21 protein-coding genes are annotated in these 20,941 nt (G+C 70.1%); 8 read left to right on the forward strand and 13 right to left on the reverse strand.

Annotated elements, in window-relative coordinates; all coding sequences use genetic code 11:
- The 4 genes from ACIBI9_RS35150 to ACIBI9_RS35165 form a co-directional block, all read right to left on the reverse strand.
- Nucleotides 1–122, reverse strand: a 122-nt coding sequence (locus ACIBI9_RS35150; protein WP_355196141.1) for a heavy metal-associated domain-containing protein, incomplete at its 3' end; no start/stop codon positions are given.
- A gap of 27 nt (nucleotides 123–149) precedes the next feature.
- Complete coding sequence (locus tag ACIBI9_RS35155; RefSeq protein WP_397228487.1) at nucleotides 150–857, reverse strand: hypothetical protein; 708 nt, start codon at nucleotides 855–857, stop codon at nucleotides 150–152.
- A gap of 245 nt (nucleotides 858–1,102) precedes the next feature.
- A complete protein-coding gene (locus ACIBI9_RS35160; RefSeq protein ID WP_397228489.1) occupies nucleotides 1,103–1,315 on the reverse strand; it encodes a heavy-metal-associated domain-containing protein in 213 nt (70 codons plus the stop codon).
- A gap of 28 nt (nucleotides 1,316–1,343) precedes the next feature.
- The gene (locus ACIBI9_RS35165) at nucleotides 1,344–1,625 is read right to left on the reverse strand and encodes a metal-sensitive transcriptional regulator (protein ID WP_397220804.1); all 282 of its coding nucleotides are present in this window, start codon (nucleotides 1,623–1,625) and stop codon (nucleotides 1,344–1,346) included.
- Between the two features lie 335 nt (nucleotides 1,626–1,960).
- Here ACIBI9_RS35165 and ACIBI9_RS35170 point away from each other — a divergent pair, with 335 nt between their 5' ends.
- Genes ACIBI9_RS35170 through ACIBI9_RS35185 form a run of 4 tightly spaced genes read left to right on the forward strand, consistent with a single transcriptional unit; the run spans nucleotide 1,961 to nucleotide 7,108 of the window.
- Entirely contained in the window at nucleotides 1,961–3,571 is a 1,611-nt protein-coding gene (locus tag ACIBI9_RS35170) for an ABC transporter substrate-binding protein (protein WP_397228491.1), read from the forward strand.
- Nucleotides 3,568–4,566 carry an ABC transporter permease gene (locus ACIBI9_RS35175; protein WP_397228493.1) on the forward strand — a complete coding sequence of 333 codons (999 nt, stop codon included), beginning with the start codon at nucleotides 3,568–3,570 and terminating at the stop codon, nucleotides 4,564–4,566. Before ACIBI9_RS35170 ends, ACIBI9_RS35175 begins: the two co-directional genes overlap by 4 nt.
- Entirely contained in the window at nucleotides 4,563–5,414 is an 852-nt protein-coding gene (locus ACIBI9_RS35180) for an ABC transporter permease (RefSeq protein WP_397228495.1), read from the forward strand. Before ACIBI9_RS35175 ends, ACIBI9_RS35180 begins: the two co-directional genes overlap by 4 nt.
- Complete coding sequence (locus ACIBI9_RS35185) at nucleotides 5,411–7,108, forward strand: ABC transporter ATP-binding protein (protein WP_397228497.1); 1,698 nt, start codon at nucleotides 5,411–5,413, stop codon at nucleotides 7,106–7,108. Before ACIBI9_RS35180 ends, ACIBI9_RS35185 begins: the two co-directional genes overlap by 4 nt.
- Nucleotides 7,109–7,174: 66 nt before the next feature.
- Here ACIBI9_RS35185 and ACIBI9_RS35190 read toward each other — a convergent pair whose 3' ends face one another.
- The 4 genes from ACIBI9_RS35190 to ACIBI9_RS35205 all read right to left on the reverse strand — a co-directional run bounded on the left by ACIBI9_RS35190 (nucleotide 7,175) and on the right by ACIBI9_RS35205 (nucleotide 10,543).
- The gene (locus tag ACIBI9_RS35190; protein ID WP_397228499.1) at nucleotides 7,175–7,729 is read right to left on the reverse strand and encodes a GNAT family N-acetyltransferase; all 555 of its coding nucleotides are present in this window, start codon (nucleotides 7,727–7,729) and stop codon (nucleotides 7,175–7,177) included.
- A gap of 50 nt (nucleotides 7,730–7,779) precedes the next feature.
- Nucleotides 7,780–7,905 (reverse strand): multicopper oxidase domain-containing protein, encoded by a 126-nt coding sequence (locus ACIBI9_RS35195; protein WP_397228501.1) that lies wholly within the window; start codon nucleotides 7,903–7,905, stop codon nucleotides 7,780–7,782.
- A 107-nt stretch (nucleotides 7,906–8,012) separates the two neighbouring features.
- The gene (locus ACIBI9_RS35200; protein ID WP_397228503.1) at nucleotides 8,013–9,176 is read right to left on the reverse strand and encodes an FAD-dependent monooxygenase; all 1,164 of its coding nucleotides are present in this window, start codon (nucleotides 9,174–9,176) and stop codon (nucleotides 8,013–8,015) included.
- Nucleotides 9,173–10,543, reverse strand: coding sequence for an MFS transporter (locus ACIBI9_RS35205; protein WP_397228505.1), 1,371 nt, complete (start codon nucleotides 10,541–10,543; stop codon nucleotides 9,173–9,175). Before ACIBI9_RS35205 ends, ACIBI9_RS35200 begins: the two co-directional genes overlap by 4 nt.
- A 79-nt stretch (nucleotides 10,544–10,622) precedes the next feature.
- Between ACIBI9_RS35205 and ACIBI9_RS35210 the strand changes: the two genes are divergently transcribed.
- Nucleotides 10,623–11,207 carry a TetR/AcrR family transcriptional regulator gene (locus ACIBI9_RS35210; protein ID WP_397228507.1) on the forward strand — a complete coding sequence of 195 codons (585 nt, stop codon included), beginning with the start codon at nucleotides 10,623–10,625 and terminating at the stop codon, nucleotides 11,205–11,207.
- 74 nt (nucleotides 11,208–11,281) lie between these two features.
- On the forward strand, nucleotides 11,282–12,034 hold the full coding sequence (locus tag ACIBI9_RS35215) for a (2Fe-2S)-binding protein (RefSeq protein ID WP_397228509.1): 753 nt from the start codon (nucleotides 11,282–11,284) through the stop codon (nucleotides 12,032–12,034).
- A gap of 18 nt (nucleotides 12,035–12,052) precedes the next feature.
- Here ACIBI9_RS35215 and ACIBI9_RS35220 read toward each other — a convergent pair whose 3' ends face one another.
- From ACIBI9_RS35220 to ACIBI9_RS35235, 4 genes are all read right to left on the reverse strand, one after another.
- Nucleotides 12,053–12,511 (reverse strand): GNAT family N-acetyltransferase, encoded by a 459-nt coding sequence (locus ACIBI9_RS35220; RefSeq protein WP_397228511.1) that lies wholly within the window; start codon nucleotides 12,509–12,511, stop codon nucleotides 12,053–12,055.
- Nucleotides 12,512–12,525: 14 nt separating this feature from the next.
- Complete coding sequence (locus ACIBI9_RS35225; RefSeq protein WP_397228513.1) at nucleotides 12,526–14,055, reverse strand: MFS transporter; 1,530 nt, start codon at nucleotides 14,053–14,055, stop codon at nucleotides 12,526–12,528.
- 145 nt (nucleotides 14,056–14,200) lie between these two features.
- On the reverse strand, nucleotides 14,201–16,924 hold the full coding sequence (locus tag ACIBI9_RS35230; RefSeq protein WP_397228515.1) for an AAA family ATPase: 2,724 nt from the start codon (nucleotides 16,922–16,924) through the stop codon (nucleotides 14,201–14,203).
- Nucleotides 16,925–16,992: 68 nt separating this feature from the next.
- Nucleotides 16,993–18,021, reverse strand: a complete 1,029-nt coding sequence (locus ACIBI9_RS35235; protein ID WP_397228517.1) for an alcohol dehydrogenase catalytic domain-containing protein — start codon at nucleotides 18,019–18,021, stop codon at nucleotides 16,993–16,995.
- Between the two features lie 229 nt (nucleotides 18,022–18,250).
- Here ACIBI9_RS35235 and ACIBI9_RS35240 point away from each other — a divergent pair, with 229 nt between their 5' ends.
- Complete coding sequence (locus tag ACIBI9_RS35240) at nucleotides 18,251–18,586, forward strand: hypothetical protein (RefSeq protein WP_397228519.1); 336 nt, start codon at nucleotides 18,251–18,253, stop codon at nucleotides 18,584–18,586.
- 4 nt (nucleotides 18,587–18,590) lie between these two features.
- Here ACIBI9_RS35240 and ACIBI9_RS35245 read toward each other — a convergent pair whose 3' ends face one another.
- Nucleotides 18,591–19,244 (reverse strand): Lrp/AsnC family transcriptional regulator, encoded by a 654-nt coding sequence (locus ACIBI9_RS35245; RefSeq protein WP_397228521.1) that lies wholly within the window; start codon nucleotides 19,242–19,244, stop codon nucleotides 18,591–18,593.
- 109 nt (nucleotides 19,245–19,353) lie between these two features.
- Here ACIBI9_RS35245 and ACIBI9_RS35250 point away from each other — a divergent pair, with 109 nt between their 5' ends.
- Nucleotides 19,354–20,934: an ABC transporter substrate-binding protein gene (locus tag ACIBI9_RS35250; RefSeq protein WP_397228523.1), complete on the forward strand. Its 1,581-nt coding sequence runs from the start codon at nucleotides 19,354–19,356 to the stop codon at nucleotides 20,932–20,934.
- The last annotated feature ends 7 nt before the right edge of the window (nucleotides 20,935–20,941 follow it).

Below are 20,941 nucleotides of genomic sequence, written 5' to 3' on the forward strand. Positions count from 1 at the left end.
TTCACCGTCGCGCTCACACCCTCGAGCTTGTTCAGCTTGCGCTCGATCCGGTTCGCGCAGGACGCGCAGGTCATGCCACCGATCGACAGCTCGACAGCCCTGCCTTCAGTCAGGGAAGACATCGCCTCTCCTTTCCTCGTGTCCTGCGATCAATGCGCGTGATTGCTGTGAGAAGGGCTCGCGCTCGGCTCCGCCGTGGGCTTGGGCTGTCCGGCACCGGCCTGAGCGGTGAAGTCCGCGGTACGGACCTTGCCGTCATGCTGGAAGTCCAAAAACAGCCGGTAATCACCACCGCTGGGCACCTCGGCGTAGAAGGTGATCTCCGGCCCGGCCTTGACGCTGTCCTCCGGGTGCACGTGCAGGTAGGCCAGGTCACCGGCCCGCAACGCCACCAGATGCCCGTACGCTCCCAGATACGGCTGCAGGTCGGTCACCGGCTTGCCGTCCTTGCTCACGCTCAGCGTCAGCTTGCTCGCCTGCCCCGGCACCAGGTCTCCCTGCAGGGACACCGTGTAGCCGTCCACCGTCGCCGTACGACTGACCTCCGTCAGCGCCCGCGGCGCGTAATCCCCCGCCACCAGCAGATCCGCACCCAACGTCAGACCACTCCCCCCGGCAGGAACGAAATCGGCGAAAGCCCGATAAGCGCCCGGATCATCCAGCGTCAGCTTCACCGACCACACACCATCAGCGGCCATCTCCGGATGCACATGCTGGAAGCTCGCCAGATCCCGCGACACCACGATGAAATGCAGCTTCTTGTCATGCTCGACCTGATAATCGGTCACCGGCCTGCCGTCAGGACCCGTCACCGTGAAACGGAAATCCGTCGGCTCACCGGCCTTGACGGTGGTCAACGGGGTCAGGGTGTAGCCACTCTGCGACACCTGAAGCCCCCCAGGGGTATCGTCCTGCGCCGTTGCGGTGGGCTCCGCATGACCGCCATGACTGTCGGCGGCGGCGGGAGTCGAATGGGTCGTCCCGTGTTCCGAAGCCGGAGCCGGGGCGGGGCCGACCTCCCCCACCGCGCTCCCCACCCCCAGGGCGCCACCGAAGACAACGGCCAACCCCACGACGTAAGCACCCAGCCTGGTTGCCGCGTTCATACCGGACTCGCCACCTCATAGCCCGCTTCCTCCACGGCCGCAACGATCTGCGCCGCGTCCACCGGGCCGTCGCTGTTCACGGTCAGCAGGCCACTGGCCAGGTCCACCTCCACCGAGGTGACCCCGGACACCCCACCGACCTCCTCCTTCACCGAACTCACACAGTGGCCGCAGGTCATGCCCTTGACGGTGTAGATAGCGGTAGCCATAACGATCAACCCTCTCCAGTGATGTCCATCAAGAACGCACGAGCCGCGCGATCGCGTCGGAAGCCTCTTTGACCTTCGCCTGAGCCTCCGGCCCGCCCTGGGCGGCGGCATCGGCGACACAGTGGGCCAGATGATCCTCCAGCAGGGAGATCGCGACCGACTGCAGGGCACTGGTCGCCGCCGACACCTGCGTGAGGATGTCGATGCAGTACTTGTCGTCCTCGACCATCCGCTGCAGCCCCCGCACCTGACCCTCGATCCGGCGCAGCCGGCGCAGCTGGTCCTGCTTGTTGTCGCTGTATCCGACCATGTCTCCCCCTTTCCGACTCCTGCAACGTACCATACCCCCCTACCGTATTCCAAGCCGGGAAATTTCCGACCTCGCGCCGGAGGCGCATGCCACCGGCGACACGCAGGTGAGCGATCAGGGCCGACGGCCGGCACAACTATTAGTGGGCATAGTAGGTCGTGTGCTCACTCCACCCAGGAGCTCTCCCCGGACGGACACGTCATCGCAGCTCAATGCGAATTACGGTGTTTACACAATGGGCTCTTGCATCTACGTAGCCGACCTATAGAGTCACGTGCAACGCACGCCCTCCCCGATGGGGTCATCTGCACCTCATATACCCCCCGGAGGTTTTGTTGTACCACCGAACCACGGCCGCACTGCTCTCCCTCGCGCTCCTCACCGCATGCGGATCCAGCACCGGCACGACACCCACCGCCCCCGGCAGCCAGCAGGCGAAGAGCATCACCATCGCCATCTCCTCCGACGAGGGCACGCTCACGCCGTTCACCAACCAGACCGGCTACCCGGGCAACAACCTGGTGAAGCTCCTGTTCGACACGCTGGTGATCGTGCGGGGCGACGGCGTCGCGCCGCTCCTGGCAAAAGAGATCAGGACCTCCGACAACAAGACGTTCACCCTGCCGCTCCGGCCGGGCGTCACCTGGCACGACGGCAAGCCGCTCACCTCCGACGACGTGGTGTTCAGCGTCGACTTCTACCGCAAGAACATGGAGGGCGACTCGTCGATCGACGTCCGCCCGATCGCGAAGGTCAGCGCCAGTGGCGACACCGTGACCATGACGCTCAAGGCGCCCGACCCCGAGTTTCCGCGCCGGATCCTGGCCGACATGGCGATCCTTCCCAAGCACCTGTGGGAGTCGGTGCGGAAGGTGAGCACGGCGGAGGTGGACAAAGCCGTCGGCAGCGGGCCGTACAAGCTGACCCGGTACGACAACGCCCGCGGCTACACCCTCACCGCCAACCCCGCCTATGCCCTGGGCAAGCCCAAAGTGGATTCGATCAAGGTGGCCGTGATCCCGGAGGAGTCCACCCAGTTCGCCGCCCTGCGCACCGGAGAGGTGCACATGTCGGCACGCATCGTGCCCCCGCAGCAGCTCGCGACGTTGGAAAGGCAGCCGGGCATCGGCGTGGTCAAGGGCACCGAGTTCGCCTCCACGCTGCTGGCCTTCAACACGACCAGACCGCCGTTCGACCGCCCCGAGGTAAGACGGGCTCTGGCCAAGGCCATCGACACAGGCGATCTGGTCAAGACGGCGCTGCTCGGCCAGGGCACCCCGGGCAACCCCGGCTTCATCCACGCGGAGTCGCCCATCAAGGGCGACCGGCTCCTGCCGATCTTCGACGCCGAGGCGGCCAGGCGGGAGCTCGACGCTCTCGGCGCCAAGCCGGGACCGGACGCGATCCGGGTGCTGGACGGCAAGCCCATGTCGTACGAGCTGCTGGTGCAGAGCGCCTCCACGGACCGGCTGCGCAGCGCCGAGCTGATCCGCGACATGCTCAAGAACGTGGGCGTCGCGGTGAAGGTCACCTCGCTCGACTCCGACTCCCTCGACGCCAAGGTCTGGCCCGACTACGACGTCCGCAAGGGCCGCAACTACGACATGTCCATGTGGGGGTGGTCCGCTCCCGTCATGCTCAGCAGCGGCACCATCGCCCAGCTCCTGGCCTCCGACCCGGACGACGGCAGCCTCAACGTCGTCGGCTTCAAGAGCCCGGCCGTCGACGAGACGATCGCCACCATGACCGCCGCACCCACCATGGAGGCCAGAACGGAGGCCGCCAAGAAGCTCCAGGCCCAGATAGCGGAGCAGCTGCCGTTCCTCACCCTGTACTACCGCAACGGCGCCTACGCCTTCCGCAAGGACGTCTACAGCAGCTGGACCTGGCAGAACGGCGCCGGCGCGCTGCACAAGTTCTCCCTCGTCGACTACCGGCTCGGATGACGGCCGTCCAAGCCGTCCGCCGCGGCTACCCCCGCTACATCGCCGGCAGGCTCGCCGAATACCTCTCCGTGCTGCTGGTCGCGCTCACGCTCAACTTCGCGCTCCCCCGGGCGCTCCCGGGCGGCCCGCTCAAGCTGTTCGGCAGCCCGGAGGCGCTGGCCAGGCTGACCGCCGACGAACGCGCGCAGATCGCCACGCAGTACGGCTTCGGCCGGCCGCTCCCCCAGCAGTTCCTCGACTACCTGACCGGCGTGTTCACCCTGGACCTCGGCACCTCGCTGTCGGACGGCCGCCCCGTCATCCAGGCGCTGGCGGACGCGCTGCCGTGGACGCTGCTCCTGGTGGGCACCAGCACCGCGGTCACCGCCGTCCTGGGGGTGACGCTGGGCGTCGCGGGCGCCCTGCGCCGCCGCCGGGGCAAGGGCTCCGGGCTGCTCGGCGCGGCGGTGATCGCCGACTCGGTCCCGCAGTTCTGGCTTGGCATGCTGCTGATCGTCCTGTTCGGGGTGAAGCTCCAGGTGCTGCCCACCTACGGCGCGTCCGGGCCGGACGGGGTGACGCCCGGCGGGGTCCTGCAGCACCTGGTCCTGCCGGTGACGACGCTGACCGCCACCGGCATGGGATACCTGTTCCTCTACACCCGCTCGTCCCTGCTCACCGTGCTGACCAGCGAGCCGGTCCAGCACGCCCACGCCCGCGGAGTGCCGTACGGCAGGCTCGTGCGCAGGCACGCCCTGCGCACGGCGCTGCTGCCCGTGCACACGATCCTCATGCTGGAGATCGGCTTCCTGGCCGCCGGGGCGATCGTGGTCGAGACCGTCTTCGCCTATCCCGGGCTCGGGCGGCTCACCTTCGACGCGATCACGGCCCGCGACTACCCGCTCATGCAGGGGGCGTTCCTGGTGCTCACCGTCATGGTGGTGCTCATGAACGCGCTGGCCGACGCGACGTATCCGCTGCTGGATCCCCGCGCCAGAACCGGAGGCCGGAGATGATGTTCCTCAAGGCGCCGCGCCGGAACCTGCTCGGCGCACAAGGAGTGATCGGTGCAGGCGTCCTCGTCGCGATCGTCGCCATCGCGGTGTATGGCGTCGTCCTGCCCGATGGCGCGGGGCGCGAGCGGGTGGCCGAGCCGTACGCGCCGCCACGGGCAGGCTTGCCGCTGGGTTCCGACGATCTCGGCCGAGACCTGCTCGACCAGCTCATCGTGGGCGCCGGCACGTCCCTGAGCCTGGCGTTCATCGTCGCCGTCTGCACCACGCTGCTGGCCGCGATCATCGGCGGCGCCGCCGGGATCGGCCCCCGCTGGCTGTCGGTCTCGCTCATGCGCGGCGCGGACGTCCTGCTGATCCTGCCCGAGCTGATCCTCTACATCCTGGCGGCCGCGTTCCTCGGCCAGTCCTTCGGCGTACGGGCGGCGATCCTGGCGCTCATCCTGTGGCCGGTCCCCGCCCGCGTGCTCCGAGCCGGCGTGCTCACCGCCTGGTCCCGCGGCCATCTGGAGGTGTCGCGGGCCATGGGCGCACCGGCCTGGTGGTTGCTGGCCCGCCACGGCACGTACCTCATCGGGCCGCTGCTCATCCCGGTCTTCGTCCGCACCGCGAAGGTCGCCATCATCTACGACGCCACGCTGTCCTTCCTCGGCCTCGGCGACCCGACCTCGCCGAGCTGGGGCACCACGCTCTACTGGGTGCAGACCAACGGCGTCTTCCTGTCCGACGCCTGGCTGTGGTGGGCGCTGCCGCCCGGCGCCGCCATCACGCTCACAGTGCTCTGCCTCGCCCTGATCGGCGTCGCGGTGGAGGAACGGCTCAACCCTGCCCTGCGGGAGGCTGCCCGATGACCTTGAAAGTACGCGACCTGACCGTCCGGTACGGCGGCCTGGCCGCGGTCTCGCACGTCAACCTCGACATAGCCGACGGCGAGATCCTGGCGCTGGTCGGCGAGAGCGGCTGCGGCAAGACCTCGCTGGCCCGCACCCTGCTCGGCCTGCTCCCCTCCACCTCACAGGCCGGCGGGTCCGCGCTGCTGGGCGAGCACGAACTGGTCGGACGGACCGACTGGACAGGTGTGCGCGGCACCCGCGTCGCCACCGTGCCACAGGGCGCGATGAGCGGGCTCAGCCCCGTGCACCGCATCGGTGCCCAGCTCGCCGAGATGCTCACCCTGCACGGCGGCACGGCCCAGCCCGCCGACCTGCTCGACCGCGTCGGGCTCCAGCGGGCGATGCTCAGGTCATATCCGCACGAGCTGTCCGGCGGGCAACGCCAGCGGGTGGCCATCGCGCTCGCCCTGGCCGGCGAGCCGGACCTGCTGGTCGCGGACGAACCCACCACCGGGCTGGACGCCATCACCCAGCGGCAGGTCCTCGCCCTCCTGGCCGAGCTCCGCACCAGCATGCTGATCGTCTCGCACGACCTGGCCGGGCTGCTGCCGTACGCCGACCGCGTCGCCGTCATGTATGCGGGCCGCCTCGCCGAAGTCCGCCCGGCTCGCGCGCTGTCCCCGGCTTCCGCCCACCCCTACACGGCGGGGCTGCTCACCGCGACCCCGGTCGCCGACCGCGCGGTCGCCTGGGGCAGCATCCCCGGCTCCGCGCCCGCCCTCGGGCACGTCCTGCCCGGCTGCGCGTTCGCGGCCCGCTGCCCGCTCGCCGTCGACCGCTGCCGCGAGGAGACGCCGTCCCTGGTCGCGCACGGAGAGGCGCAGGTCGCCTGCCACCGTCACGACGAGCCGGACCGCCCTTCCTACCCGAACGTGCCCCGCACCGACAGCCCGCCGGGAAGCACCGTGGTCAGCGCGTCAGGCATCCGGCACACGTACCGCGCCCGCTCACGTGTCGTGGACGCGCTGCGCGACGTCGACCTCGAGATCAGCGCGGGCGAGATCGTCGGCCTCGTGGGCGAGAGCGGATCGGGCAAGAGCACGCTCGCCCGGATTCTGCTCGGTCTCATCAAGCCGACCGCCGGTCGCGTGACGCTCGAAGGCCGGGAGCTGACGGCCGGGCGTGCGCTGCGCCGCCTGCGACGGCGGATCGGCTTCGTCCACCAGGATCCCTACGATTCGCTCCATCCTGGCATGCGGGTAGCGGCGCTGGTGGCCGAGCCGATGGCGGTGGCCGGAGTGCCTCGCGGCGAGCGGCTCGGCCGCGTACGGGAATCGCTGACCGCTGCCGGGCTTCCTGACGATCACGAGTTCCTCGCCCGCTTCCCCGGCCAGCTGTCCGGCGGCCAGCGCCAGCGGGTCTCCATCGCCCGAGCGCTCGCCGGCGGCCCCGCGCTGCTCATCGCGGACGAGGCCACTTCCATGCTGGACGTCTCCACCCGCGCGGGGATCGCCACCACGCTGCGGTCCCTGGCCGGCGAACGCGGCCTCGCCGTCTTGCTCGTCACCCACGACCTGGGCGAGGCCGTCCAGTCGTGCGACCGCATCCTGGTCCTCCAGGCAGGCCGGGTCGTCGAGCACGGCCCGGCCGAGCACCTGGCCCGATCCCCGTCCCACGCCTACACGACCCGCCTCCTCCAAGCCTCTACATGAGCCTGTCCGGGGTGAGGGGCACGGAAGTCGTACGCCGGTCGCGGTCTACGTGCTCGTCGCTGCCCTCTATGAACGGCTGTGATCAGCGCCATCGAGAGCAATCCAGTAGCGGCGCTTGACCCCGATTTCGGTGCTGCGCACGTCTTCCAGGACACCGCCGTTGCTTTCGATGGTGCGCGCCGAAGCGGCGTTGCCGTCGTCACAGGTGAGAAGGACCCGGTCCAGACCGAGCGCCGGCGCCTTGCGGAGCACCGCTCCCAGCGCCCACGTGGCCATCCCTCGTCTCCTGGCGGAAGGCCGGATGCTGTAGCCGATGTGTCCACCGCCTTCCAGCAGAAAGGCGTTCAGATAGTGTCGAAGGTCGATGGCTCCGAGGTAGGTCCCGCCGTCGACGATCCACCAGTGGGTGGCGTGCACGCGGCCTTCTCCGACGGGCAGCGACCGGTCTGACTGCCGGCGCAGTCGCTCCACCCATGAGGCGAACCCTTCCGGACTGCTGAGGTCATCGTCAGCAACCAGTCGCAGGCCGGCCCCGTCCTGGTGAGCACCGGGCTGCCACTCGTCACGCGCCGTGAGCCACGAGGAATGCAGTCGTGCCGTGGGAGCGATCAGTTCGATCATGCGACGGACGATAACATCCGCGCCCTCTGCTTCATGATCGCCTTGTTCTGTCAAAGCTGCTGGTAGCCGAGCAGCGTCATCATCCCCGACTCGGCGTGATAGATGTTGTGGCAGTGGATCATCCAGATGCCTGGAAGCAGCAGCAGGCGCTGGGCCGCCCGGCACGCTCGCGTCATGCGACAGATACTACGGCATGCCAACAATAACTCGCCGACGACGGCCTCGATTGCACCTTTAAACGCAGGTCAGGGGGGCATCCATATCAACTATGAAGAGTCGTATATCACTGGTTGTGGAAGCTGAGGTGGCGGCTGAGCAGGTGGGTCACCGGAGGCACGGTGGCCAGCCGTAGGGGCAGGTCCCGTATGGCGAGCTCGAGCCGGTTACGGGGAGCGTGCACCCCTGTGTTGGCACGCCCCTTGCGCTGCCGTTCGAGCACCTCCGGCCGCAGCACGTTCTCCCAGGCCCGCAGCGCGGCGGGAAGATCGGCAGGGTGACGTTCGAGTTCGGTGCCCAGCAGGTCGGCGCCGCCCACGGCCAGGGAGGAGCCATACCCGGCGAAGAGCGTGACGCACCAGGCGGCGTCACCGAGCAGCACGACGCGACCTTGGCTCCACCGGTCCATGACGATCTGGCTGACGCTGTCGAAGTAGACGGCCTCCTCACGCAGGTCGGCGAGCAGCCGCGGGATGGCCCAATGCGGGCCGGGATAGGCCTGCCGAAGGGCGCGGCGCGGCCCCTTGGCCAGCTCGGCGTCGGGGTCCTCGGTGCTGTAGGTGAAGAACGCGGCGACCCGGCCGCGCCCGAGGTCGGCGACCGTGAACGTCCTGCCGACCGCCGTGACCGTGGTGAACGCCCGCTCCGGCGCTCCGTCGGGCAGCTTGTCCAGGGTCAACGCGGCCACCACGTGGCCGAGGTCGCGCCGGTGGCGTTCTTCGGGCCCGAAGACGAGCTCTCGTACCGTCGAATGGAGGCCGTCAGCGCCCACGAGCAGATCCGCCCTTTCCGTGGACCCGTCGCTGAGCGTGACGTCGACTCCCTCGTCGTCCTGCGCCACGGCCGTGGCAGTGGTGCCGAACCTGATGTGGGCCTGATCGGCCACCGCCTCGTAGAGCACGTCCTCGATGTCGCCGCGCAGCAGGGCCATGCCGCTGTCGCCGAGCAGGCGCCGCACGGTGGTGTGCGGGACCTTGAAGCGCGGGCGGCCGTCAGCGCGGAGGTAGGCGAGGTCGAAGGCGTCGACCTGACGTTCTTGGAGCGCGGGCAGTACGCCCATACGTTCCGCGGCGGCGTACCCGAGGCCGGAGAACACGACCGCGTAGCCGCCTTCCCTGCGCGACGGGGCGCGTTCGACGACGAGAGGTTCCCAGCCGATCCGGCGCAGCCGCAGCGCGGCGGCCAGGCCCGCGATGCCCGCGCCTACGATGATCGCTCGTTTTGCCGTCATGCTTGTCTCCTTTGAAAGAACACCATCGCGATCGCGGCGCAGAGCGCCATCAGGACCGCGGAGATGACGAAGGCCAGGCCGTACCCGTCGGTGAGCGCCGCCGCGTCGGGCCGCTCACCGGCACGCGTGGCAGCCGTGGTCGCGAGCACCGCCAGGCCCAGCGCGCCGCCGAGCTGAGCGCTGACGTTGAGCAGCGCGGAGGCCACACCGCTGTCGGACGGCGCGACGCCGGACAGCGCGGCGTCGGTGAGCGGAACGATCACGATCCCGAACCCGGAGCCTGCGACCACCAGCGGCACGACCACGTTCCCCAGCAGACCGCCCGTCGGCGAGATCGCACCCAGCCACAGCAACCCCCCGGCGGCGACCAGCATCCCGGCCGTGACCACCGCCCGGATGCCAAAGCGGCGCACGAGCGGCGGGGCGGCCCAGGAAGCGCCGATCATGATGACGGTCAGCGGCATGTACGCCAGCCCTGTCATCAGCGCCGAGGTCCCGAGCACCTGCTGCATGAACAGCGTGGCCAGGTAGAAGGCTCCGAACAGCGCGCCGGCCCGCACCGCTTGGATCAGGTTGGCTCCTGACACGGACCGGTTGCGGAGCAGGGCGAAGTCGACGAGTGGCCGCCGGGCCACGGCGCTCTCGTGGAAGGCGAAGCAGGCCAGCAGCGCCACGCCGGCGAGCAGGAGCCACCACTGCGTGCTCAGCACCGCGTAGGCGACCAGCCCGACCCCGGCGGTGGCGGTCACCGCACCCACGACATCGAAGTCGCCTTTCCGGCGAACGGCGCCCGGCGCGGGGAGGAAACGCCCGGCCAGCAGCAACAGCCCCCCGACCGGTACGTTGATGAAGAAGATCCACCGCCAGCCCGGGCCGTCCACCAACAGCCCGCCCGCGACCAGGCCGAGGGTGCTGCTCACCGCGGTCGCCGTCGCCCACACCGCGAATGCCCTGCTGCGCGCCCGCCCCTCGGGAAAGATCAGGGCGATCAGGGCCAGCGTCATCGGCGCGACCAGGGCCGCCGCCAGCCCTTGCGCGGCGCGTGCCCCGATCAGCACTCCGCCGTTCTGCGCCAGCCCGGCCACCAGCGACGCCCCGGTGAACAGCGCGATGCCGCCCATCAGGATCCGCCGGTGCCCGAGCAGGTCACCCAGCCGGCCGCCGAGCAGCAGGAACCCGCCGAAGGGCACCAGGTAGGCGTTCACCACCCAGGACAGGTCGGCCGCCGCGAACGCCAAGTCGTCCTCGATGGCGGGCAGCGCCACGTTCACCACCGTGGTGTCGACCGCGTCCAACACCTGGGCCAAGCAGAGCGCGACCAGGGCGAACACATGCCCGCGCGTCCATAAGAACTCTCGCGTCTCCATACCTCTCCCTCAGAATGAACACTCGCTCATACAGTATGAGCGAGTGTTCATTCTGGCAAGGCGGGTAGAGTTCGGAGTCATGTCACCGCGTGGCGTCACCATCCCCGAAGTCCGGCAGCAACTCTTCGACGCCGCCGAGCAAGTCCTGCTGCGCGAGGGCCCCTCCGGGCTGACCGGCAGAGCGATCACCCGCGAAGCCGGGGTCGCCACCGGGCTGCTCCACAACCACTTCGGCGATCTGGACAGCTTCCTGGCCGCGCTGTTCGTCGACCGAGCTCAGACCGCGACACGGAGCCTGCACGGTCTGCCCGACCGGGCCGGCACCGCGACCGTGGCGGACAACCTGATGGCGGGCATCGAGACGCTGTGCGCCGGAAACCTCCTGGCGCTGGCCGGACTCGCGCTGGCCCGGCCGTCCATCGTGCCCCGCCTGGGCGAGGCGCTCGGCGAGGGCACACTCGAACTGGACGCCAGCGAACGAATGTTCACCGCCTACCTGGAGGCCGAACAGCGGCTGGGCCGCGTCCCTCCCGACGCCGACACCGCTTCGCTGGCCCTCGCCATGGTCGGCGCGGCACACCAGCTTCTTCTGACCCGCGGTCCGCGCGCCCCGGACCTGCGTGAGCGCATGCGGCGCGTGATCTCCGCACTCATCGAGCGCTGAGCAGCGCTTCCTACCGTATACCCGTTATGGGTACCATCATCTACTATGGTGATACGTAGTGCGGTCCTGCTGTGATGGACGTCTTTTCGCGGCTGGAGTCGTTCGGCGAACGCTTCCGGCTTGAACGCGGCCTGACGCCGCACGACGGCTGGATCGCATGCGACCGGCTGCTCGACCCCTCATCGGAGGAGCTCTCCCGCGTGCTGGAAGCCGAGCGCGTGGCCAGCGGCCAGAAGTCGGATCACGCCACCGCGCTGACCGTCATGGCCGTGTACGCGGGCACCGTGACCGCGTCCGCGCTGCTGGCATGGGCCCTCGACAGGGTGGTCGTGGACATGCGACCGCACAACGTCGCCATCCGGCTTTCCGAGCACCACGGGTTCGAGGCGGTCGGGCTACGCGAGCCGAGCACCGTGGAGGCGCCCGTCGACACGCTTGTCTCCTGGGTGCTCGACGAGCATCTTCTCCCGCTCGCGCACGCCATGCGTACGCGCACCCGTGCGGGCCTACGTCAGCTCTACGGCGGAGTGGCGCACGGGTGCGCAGCGGCATTCTGCATCGCCAGCCGCCGCGGCGGCGACGTCGATCTGCTGCAACGGGCCAACGAGGAGTTCCTCGCCGCCTCCATCGGCGGCCTGGAAAAGCTCGGCGAAGTGATCAGACTTCGCGAGGGCGACCGCGAAGGACTGTTCTACCTGCGCAACACCTGCTGCCTCTACTACACCTCCGACGAGGCGGTGAAGTGCTCCAGCTGCTGCCTGGACAGCGTCGAGGACCGCGTGACCGCCTACCGCCGGGTCCTGGCGGGCGGAGTGGTCCCCCACTGAGCCGTACCCGCGGACCCGTCATGGCTCCCCGGCGGCGCCGGACTCCACCGCCTGCCATCGGCAGATCTTCTTGGAGACCAGCTCTGCCCCGATGCGCCGGTAGAACCGCTGTGCCGCCACGTTGGCCTCGGCGACCTCCCAGCGGATCACCTTGCCGTCCGAGGCAGCGGAGATCGCCCGCATCAGCAGTTCCCCGACCCCGTGGCCGCGCTCTCCGGCGCGCACGTAGAGGTCGTCCAGCGCGAGGTAATCGCCGCCCGACCACAGGCTTACCCTCTCGAGCCAGGACACGTAGCCGATCGCCCGCCCATCCCGCTCCGCGATCAGATAGGCGATCTCGGGGCGCCTGAGCAGCTCTTCCATGCGATCGACGCGCACGGTGATCGCAGCCCCCTGATTCTGGTGCTCGGCGAGCTCCCGCATCAAGCCGAGAACGGTCGCCGCGTCACCGGCCGTCGCACGACGGATCGACACCATGGTGAGTTCCCTTCTCAGCCGGTGGGCGGGATGTGGCGCAGCCGGAGGAGCGCGAGAACCGCCGCGCCGCCCGCGATGACCGCCGCGATGACGGCCGCCACGTTGAGTCCGGCGGCGAACGCCTCTCGAGCGGGGGCGAGGACCTGCGCGGCGAGCTCGCCCGGCAACCCCTGTGCCGCAGAGACCGCGCCGCCGAGGCTGTCGCTGCCGGCCGCGACGGCCTCTGGTGGCAGGCCGCCGGGCAGTTCCCCATTGACCCGGGTACGGTAGACGGCTGCGCCGATGCTGCCGATGACGGCGATGCCGAGCGAGATGCCCAGGTCGCTGCAGGTCGTGGCGAGCCCGGAGGCCGCGCCCGCCTTCTGCGGCGGCACCGAGCCCACGACGAGGTTGGTGGTCAGCGCCATGGACGGCGCGACTGCCGGATAGAGCACCATGAAGCCCGCGACCAGCAGCGGCAGCCCGCCGACGGCGTCGACCTGGGTGAGCATCAGGTAGCCGATCACCTGGACGGCCAGCCCGGCCGCGATGAGGTACCCCGGGCGGACCCGCCGTACCAGGATCGGGGAGACCGTCGAGACCAGCACCAGCAGGGCCGCCCCCGGCAGCACCCACAGCCCCGCCCGCAGCGGGGAGAGCCCCTCCACCAGCTGCAGGTACTGCGTGACCAACAGGTACACGCCGCCGAGCGCGATCGCGGCCAGCAGGAAGACGCCAAGCGCGCCGCTGACCGCGCGGTGGGCGAACAGCCGCACGTCCAGCAGCGGCTCCGGCAGCTTCAGCTGGCGCAGCACGAACCACACGCCGAACGCCGACCCGGCCACGACGCTGACCAGCGCCGTCGCGAGCGTGCCGTCCTTGCCCAGCTCTTTGACGCCGTAGACGATGGGCAGCAGCGTCGCCAGCGACAACGCCACGCTGAACAGATCGACCCGGCCCGCCGCCGGGTTGCGGTTGTCGGGCAGCAGCACGAGGGCACCGATCGCCACCACCACCATGACCGGCACGGCCACCAGGAAGGCCGCACGCCAGGAGAACGTGTCCAGCAGCGCCCCGCCGAGCACGGGACCGAGACCGGTGCCCACCGAGATGCCGCCCGACCACATGCCGACGGCGACGCCCCGCCGGCGCGCGTCGGCGAACGTGGCGAAGATCAGGCCCAGGGTGGCGGGCATCTGGGTGGCGGCCGCGACTCCCAGGACGGCTCGCCACAGGATCAGCAGAGCGGGGTCGGAGGTGTTCGCGGCAGCCAGCGAGACCAGGGCGAAGACGACCGCGCCGGCGATCAGCAACCGGCGATGACCGATCCTGTCCCCCAGCGTTCCCATGGTGACCAGCAGCCCCGCCATCAGGAAGCCGTAGATGTCGATGATCCACAACGTCTGGGTGCTGGTCGGCCGGAGCTCCGCGGCCAGCTGGGGAATGGCCAGGAACAGGATGGTGAGCATCATGAACAGCAACATGGCGGGCAGGACCAGCACCACCAGCCCCAGCCACTGCTTGAGACCGGCGCGCCGGCCGTCGTCGATATCCGCGGATGACATGAAAGCGTTCCTCTGAACTTCAGGGTTGACGATGGGCTCCCAGGCGTGGGCACTCGTGTGCCCGCCGGCCGACATCGTCAAGGGGATTGACGTCCCCCACGTTAGAAAGGCCCGGGCGGCCGCCGAATCAGTGAAATCGCCGGTCTCAGGCGGGCCGCTCGGCGAGGACCAGCCGCATGAGCTCGGCCCGCGAGGTGATGCCGGCCTTCTGGAAGACCTTGCGCAGGTGGTAGTCCACGGTGCGTGGGCTGAGGAACAGTTGCGCGGCGATCTCCCGGTTGGTCAGCCCCTCTCCAACGGCCAGCGTGATGCGCAGCTCCTGCGGGGTGAGCGTGTTCAACGTGTCCGCCTCAGGCGTGCGGGTCCGGGCCGACTCCCCGGTGGCGCGCAGCTCGCCCAGCGCGCGGTCGGCCCAGGTGAGCGCGCCGATGCGGCGGAAGGTCTCCGCCGCGGCGCGCAGGTGTTCCTGGGCCTCGGAGCGCCGCCGGTCACGCCGCAGCTGCTCGCCGAACAGCAGCTGCGTCCGGGCCTGCTCCAGCGGAGCGTCGGACATGGCGTGCAGCCGCAGGCTTTCGGCGTAATGGACGTCGGCGCCGCCGTCGGTGCGGACCAGCGCCCGGCAGCGGGCCGCGAGTGCGCCCAGGCCCGGCGAGGCGATGCGTTCGGTCCACCGTGCGTAGCGGGCCGTGGCTGCGGCGGCCCGATCCCGCTCGCCGGCGCGAACCAGGGCCTCGACGAGGTCGGGGACGATTCCCATGGCGAGGTCCGGGGGTGTGTCGGCGTCCCGGCCGCCGACCGCGTCGAAGTGCCATACGGCTTCGCGATACCTGCCCGCGACCAGCTCGATGAGCCCGAGCGCCCGCCTGGCGTAGAACACGGCGTCGGCCAGGTCGCGGCCGGACGCCTCGGCCAGCACCTCGGAGGCCAGCTCGCCGGCGTCCGCCCGGCCCCGGATGGCCGCGCACAGCGCGAGCAACCCTCGGTTGCGGCATGCCGTGTTCGGCTGGCCGACCTCGGCGGCGAACTGGCCGCCCTCCTCGGCGTGGGCCTCCGCGAGCCCCAGCCGGCCGCGCGAGATCTCATCGGCGGCCTGGTACTCGAGGTTCCACGCGAGCGCGCCGAGCGCGCCGCTGTTGCGCGCCAGTTGCCCGGCGTTGCGGTACAGGCGCCCGCTCAGCTCATGATCGCCGAGTGCGCGGGTGATCGCCCCGGCCAGCGTCATCGTGATCGGATCGGTGAGCGACTCGACCGCCGCGCGGTCGCGTACGGTCGGTCCCGGATCGCGGCCTGTTCGTGCCCGAGCGGCGTCCCGAAGGAGCAGCAGTACCGCGTCCTCCGGGTTGTCCGACGCCGGCTCGATCTCATCGAGCCAGTCGGCGAGGTCGGACCAGGCCTGCGGCCGGTTGGCGCGGACGCCGAGGTTGCCGTACATCGCGACGGTCGGGGTGAAGCGGCGCCGGTCGATCCGCAGCACGCGTGGGATCCAGGGCCTGATCAGGTCCATCGCGTCGTTGGGCGAGCCGGCGAACTCGGCCACGACGGCTCGCATGACGGCCACGGAGATCCGGTCCGTCTCGTCCAGGGAGGGCTCGCGCTCGGCCCGATCGAGCAGCTCGACGGCCGCAGCGGTGAACCCGCCCTGGGCGGCGGCGTGCGCGGCGTTCCACAGCCGCCGTCCTCTGCGAGGGCCGTCGACCGTGAGCTCGGCCGCCCGCGACAGCGAGGCCATGGCCGCGGCCGGGCCCCCGCGCTGGGCCGCCTGTTCGGCCGAGTGCTCGAGCTGGTCGGCGGCGTACTCGTCGTGCCCGACGACGGCCTGCCCGAGGTGCCAGGCATGGCGGTGCTGGTCGGCCGGGGAGTCGAAGGCCGCGGCGAAGGCGCGGTGGATCGCGACGCGCCGGCTGCTGGTGGCGCTGTGGTAGATCGCGGATCGGATCAGCGGATGCCGGAACACCAACCGCGTACCGTCGTAGGCCAGCAGCTCGTCGAGCTCGGCTCGGTGCAGCAGGCCGGTGGCGATCCCCATGGAGGTGGCCGCCTTCTCGATGGTCGCGACGCTGCCCGAGCCGTCGGCGGCGATCAGCTGGAGCAGCGGCAAGGATTCGACGTGCCGCGTTCGGATCCTGGCCAGGAACGACCGCTGTAGCCGCTCGGTCATGGCCGGCGGCTCCTGCGTCCCCTCCGGCGGGATCCTCCTTCCGGCGAGTTCGAGCAGGGCCAGGGGATTCCCCCCGGTGACGGCCAGCAGCCGGTCCTGCTCGCCCTCGCTGAGGCGCCGCCCGCCTGCGCGCTCGGCGAGCAGCGCCCTGGCCGCGTCGGGTCCGAGGCCCGCAAGCTGGACGCGGCGCAGGTCGGGCAGGTCGGTGCTGTGGCCCTCGTCGGCGCGCGCGGCCAGCACCACTGCGATGGGCTCGTCGTCCAGCCGCCGGGCGACGAACGCCAGAGTCTTCAGCGTCGGCCGGTCGGCCCAGTGCGCGTCGTCGACGACGCACAGCACCGGCTTCTCCCCGGCCGCCAGAGACAGCAGCGACAGGGTCGACAGACCCACCAGGAAGGGATCCGGCGGCGCGCCGTGCGCGCTCCCGAACAGGACGCGCAGGGCCTGCGCCTGCGGGTCCGGCAGCTCGTGGGCCCGTCCGAGCACGGGGAGCAGGAGCTGGTGCAGCGTCGCGTACGCGAGATCGGCCTCCGGCTCGACGCCCACCGCGCGAAGCACCCGGAACCCGGCGGCCTGCTCCAAGGCGTGGGACAGCAGCGCGGTCTTCCCGATCCCGGGCTCACCGTGGAGTATCACTCCGCCACCGCGTCCGTCGGCGGCGTGCCGCAGGAACGACTCGAGGAGTTCGCTCTCGTTGTCTCTCCCCAGCACACGCCGAGCATAGAAAGCACCGGCACCTGTGACAAAGCGGGCCTGCTGCTCAAGCCTGGGCAGATCTTTTAGTTGCCGGTGGTCAGGACCATGCGGAAGCGGGCCCGGCCGGAGATCATCTTCTGGAACGCCGCACCGGCCTCCTCCAACGGGGCCTCCTCGATCCACGCCCGGATGCCGTTCTGGGCGGCGAACCTCATGGTGTCCTGGGTGTCGACCGCGATGCCGGACGCGTGCCCGTGCACCCGCCTGGCCCCGTTCACGAGTTGCAGGGGCGTGACGTCCAGCCGCTCCATGTCGACGCCGACGATGATGAGCTCGCCGCGGCGTCCCAGCCCGTTGATCGCCTGGGACATCGCCGCGGCGTTGGTCACCGTCGCCAGCACCGCCTTGGCTCCCCCCTGGGCCTGCAGCGCATCGGCCATGTTCTCGGTGGCGGTGTCGATGTAGCGAGCCGCGCCGAGCTTGTGAGCCAGCGACGCCTTCTCGGGGCCGCGGGCCATCGCGATGGTGTCGAAGCCCATCTTCGAAGCGAACTGAACGCCCAGGTGCCCCAGGCCGCCCAGACCGAGGATCGCGACGGTGTCGCCGGAACGCGCGGAGCTGCGCCGCAGCGCGTTGTACACGGTCACGCCGGCGCAGGCCAGGGGCGCGGCCTCCACCGCCGTGAGCTCGTCCGGGACCGCGGCCAGGGCGACGGCCGGCACCACGACGGAGTCGGCGAACCCTCCGGCGTACGCGACGCCCGGCACCTGAAGCTCGGGGCAGAGGATGCCGTCGCCCTCCCTGCAGGCGTCGCAGTGGCCGCAGCTGCCTCCGTACCAGCCGATCGCCACCCGATCACCGACGGACCAGCCGGCGACGTCGCCGCCGATCGTGTCGATGCGTCCCGCGATCTCGTGCCCCGGCGTGACGGGGAAGGTGGTGCCCGGGATGTGTCCGGCGCTGATCAGCGCGTCGGAGTGGCACACCCCGCACGCCTCGACGGTGACCCGTACCTGGCCCGGGCCCGGCTCCTGGGTGGCCACCCGAACCAGCGACATATCCCCGCCGGGCTCGGCGACCTGTACGGCACGGTGCATGGCAGAAGAAGACATGCCGTCTCCTCTTCTTACGCAGGCAGCGGCCTCGTAAAGAGGCCCTCACCTGCGCACCTTTCCAGTTTCCCGTCGTTTATCCACCGTCCGCCGAACCCCTGTGAGGATCACCGGCCGCCTTCGACGGGTGGCGATCCTGACTGGACGGATTGGCGATCATTGACCGGTCTCCTCACGATCCGTCCAGACGGATGCTGATATTTCGGGAATGTGGGCCACGATGGCGGGCGTGAATCTCAACGGCCGCAAATTCGTGATGGTGAGCTCGACCGCGAGCGCAGTCGACCCGGACAGCCCGACGGAGTTCCTGTACCAGGAGGCTGACGGGGTGGTGTGGGGCAGCTACTCCGGCGACACCGTGACCCACGGGCGTTTCGTGGGCATGCGTGAGGGCGCCCAGGTGGCGATCTCGTACGCGCACGCGCTGAAGGCCGGCGGCAAGGCGGGCGGCCAGAGCAGCAGCCGCATCGAGAAGGGGGACGACGGGCTGCTGCGCCTGGTGGAGGAGTTCAGCTTCGACGGGGACGACACGGTTCACGTGAGCGTGTGCAGGGAGGTCGGCTGATCACTCAGTCGTCCTTGCGGAGGGCGGCGCGGCCCTCGGCGGCGCCGACGAAGCGCATCTTGCCGAGCGGCACGCCGCCCTGCGCCCCCTCCTGGGCGGACCGCCGCGCCGGGCGGGCCCGGTCGCGATCACGGTCGCGGTCGCTGGGCAGCACGTACGGCCGCTTGAGCACCTCGTCCAGGATGAACACGGTCTCGGTCGCCTTGACCGCCGGGATGTTGGCCAGCCGGTCGGTCACCATGGTGTGCACGGCGGCCACGTCGGACACGCGTACCTGGATCATGGCGTCGTGCTGCCCGGTGGTGATCGCGCAGTACTCCACCTCCGGCATCCGGGCCAGCTCGGCCCGGAACTGCTTCCACATCTGCTGGCGTACGGTCACGAAGATCAGGGCGGTGATGCCGAGCCCGGCCCGCACGTGGTCGATCTCGGCGGTGAAGCGCTTGATCGCGCCGTCGGCGCGCAGCGCCTCGAAGCGCGTGTAGGCGTTCGCGCGGGAGATGCCCACCCGCTCGGCCAGCGCGGCCACCGAGATCCTGCCGTTCTCGCGCAGGACCTCGAGGATCTTCATGTGGATGTCGTCAAGCTCGAGACCGATGCCGATCCGTCCAGGCTGACCGCCGCCGCCGACACCATTTCTGGAAATTTCACTCATCATTACCTCATCGACCTTTATATACGTCTTACCGACCGCACAGTGCCTGGACGTTCTGCCGGACAATCCTCGACATCTTCCTGCCGAACGTCCAAATCTTGGAGGACCCATCATGGCGACCCGCTCGCAGACGGCGGCTGTGCTGCTCGCCGGTGCACTCGCCCTGGCCGCCTGCGGCAGCGGCGGCGGCTCCCAGACGCCCGCCGCGTCCGGCGGTGGGGGCAAGACCCTCGTCATCGACACGTCCTTCGACCTCAAGACGGCCGACCCGGGCCGCACGTACGAGCCGACGGGGCTGATCGTCGGCAAGGCCGTCTACGAGACGCTGCTGACGTTCGACGGCGCTGACGTGACCAAGCCGGTGCCCTCGCTCGCGGAGTCGTACGAGCTGAGCAAGGACGGCAAGACGCTGACGCTCAAGCTGAAGAAGGGCGCCACGTTCGCGGACGGGTCGCCGGTGACGGCGGACGACGTGGTGTTCTCGCTGACGCGCGTGCGGGACATGAAGGGCACCCCGTCGTTCCTGCTGGACGGCGTCGAGGTGGCCAAGACCGACGACTCGACGATCACGCTGACGTCGAAGGCGGCCAACCCGGCGCTGCCGTACATCCTGCCCAACCCGGCCCTCGGCATCCTCAACAGCAAGGTCGCCAAGGAGCACGGCGCCACCACGGACGCCCAGGACAAGGCCGAGCAGTACCTGAACTCGGCCTCCGCCGGCTCCGGCCCGTACCAGATCGAGTCGTTCAACGTGAGCAGCCAGGTCACGCTCAAGGCGAACCCCAAGTACTACGGCACCAAGCCCGCCTACGACAAGGTCGTCATCCGCAACGTCGAGGGCGCCACGCAGAAACTGAACGTCCAGCGCGGCGACAGCCAGATCGCCCTCAACCTGTCGGGCGACCAGGTCACCGGCATGCCCGCGACCCTGCAGGTCAAGAAGACCGCCTCGGCGAACGTCATCTTCCTGCTGGCCAACCAGGACTCCGGGATCAGCAAGACCACCCCGAACGCCAAGTTCGTGGAGGCGGTCCGCAAGGGCGTCGACTACGCGGGGCTGCTGGAGCTGGCCGGCGAGGGCTCGGCGCAGGCGCCGGGCGTCATCCCGTCGCAGCTGCTCGGCGCGCTGCCCGCCGACCAGGCGGCCAAGCGGGACGTCGAGGGCGCCAAGGCGGCGCTGGCCGCCAGCGGCGTGTCGAACCCGACCGTCAAGCTGGAGTACCCGAGCGAGCTGACCGTCAACGGCCTGTCCTTCCAGCCGCTGGCCGAGCGCATCCAGGCCAACCTCAAGGAGGTCGGCATCACGGTCGACCTGCAGCCCGCGCCGGTCACCACGGCCCTGGACAACTACCGCAACGGCAAGGAGGAGATGGGCCTGTGGTACTGGGGCCCGGACTACCCGGACCCGAGCGACTACCTGGCGTTCCTGCCGGGCAAGACGGTGGGCCTGCGGGCCGGCTGGAAGGCGGGGGCGGCCAAGGAGATCGAGGCCGCCGGTGACAAGGCCGCCACGGCGATCGGCGACGATGCCCGCAAGGCCGCCTACGTGGACGTGCAGACCAAGCTGAACGCCTCCGGCCCGTTCATCCCGCTGATCCAGCCCAGCCAGAACATCGTGACGGCGGCGTCGGTGACCGGCCTCGAGTACCACCCGGTGTGGACGGTGGACGTGGCCGACCTCGGCGTGAAGTAAGGGAGCC

This window comes from Nonomuraea sp. NPDC050451 (genome assembly GCF_044458585.1).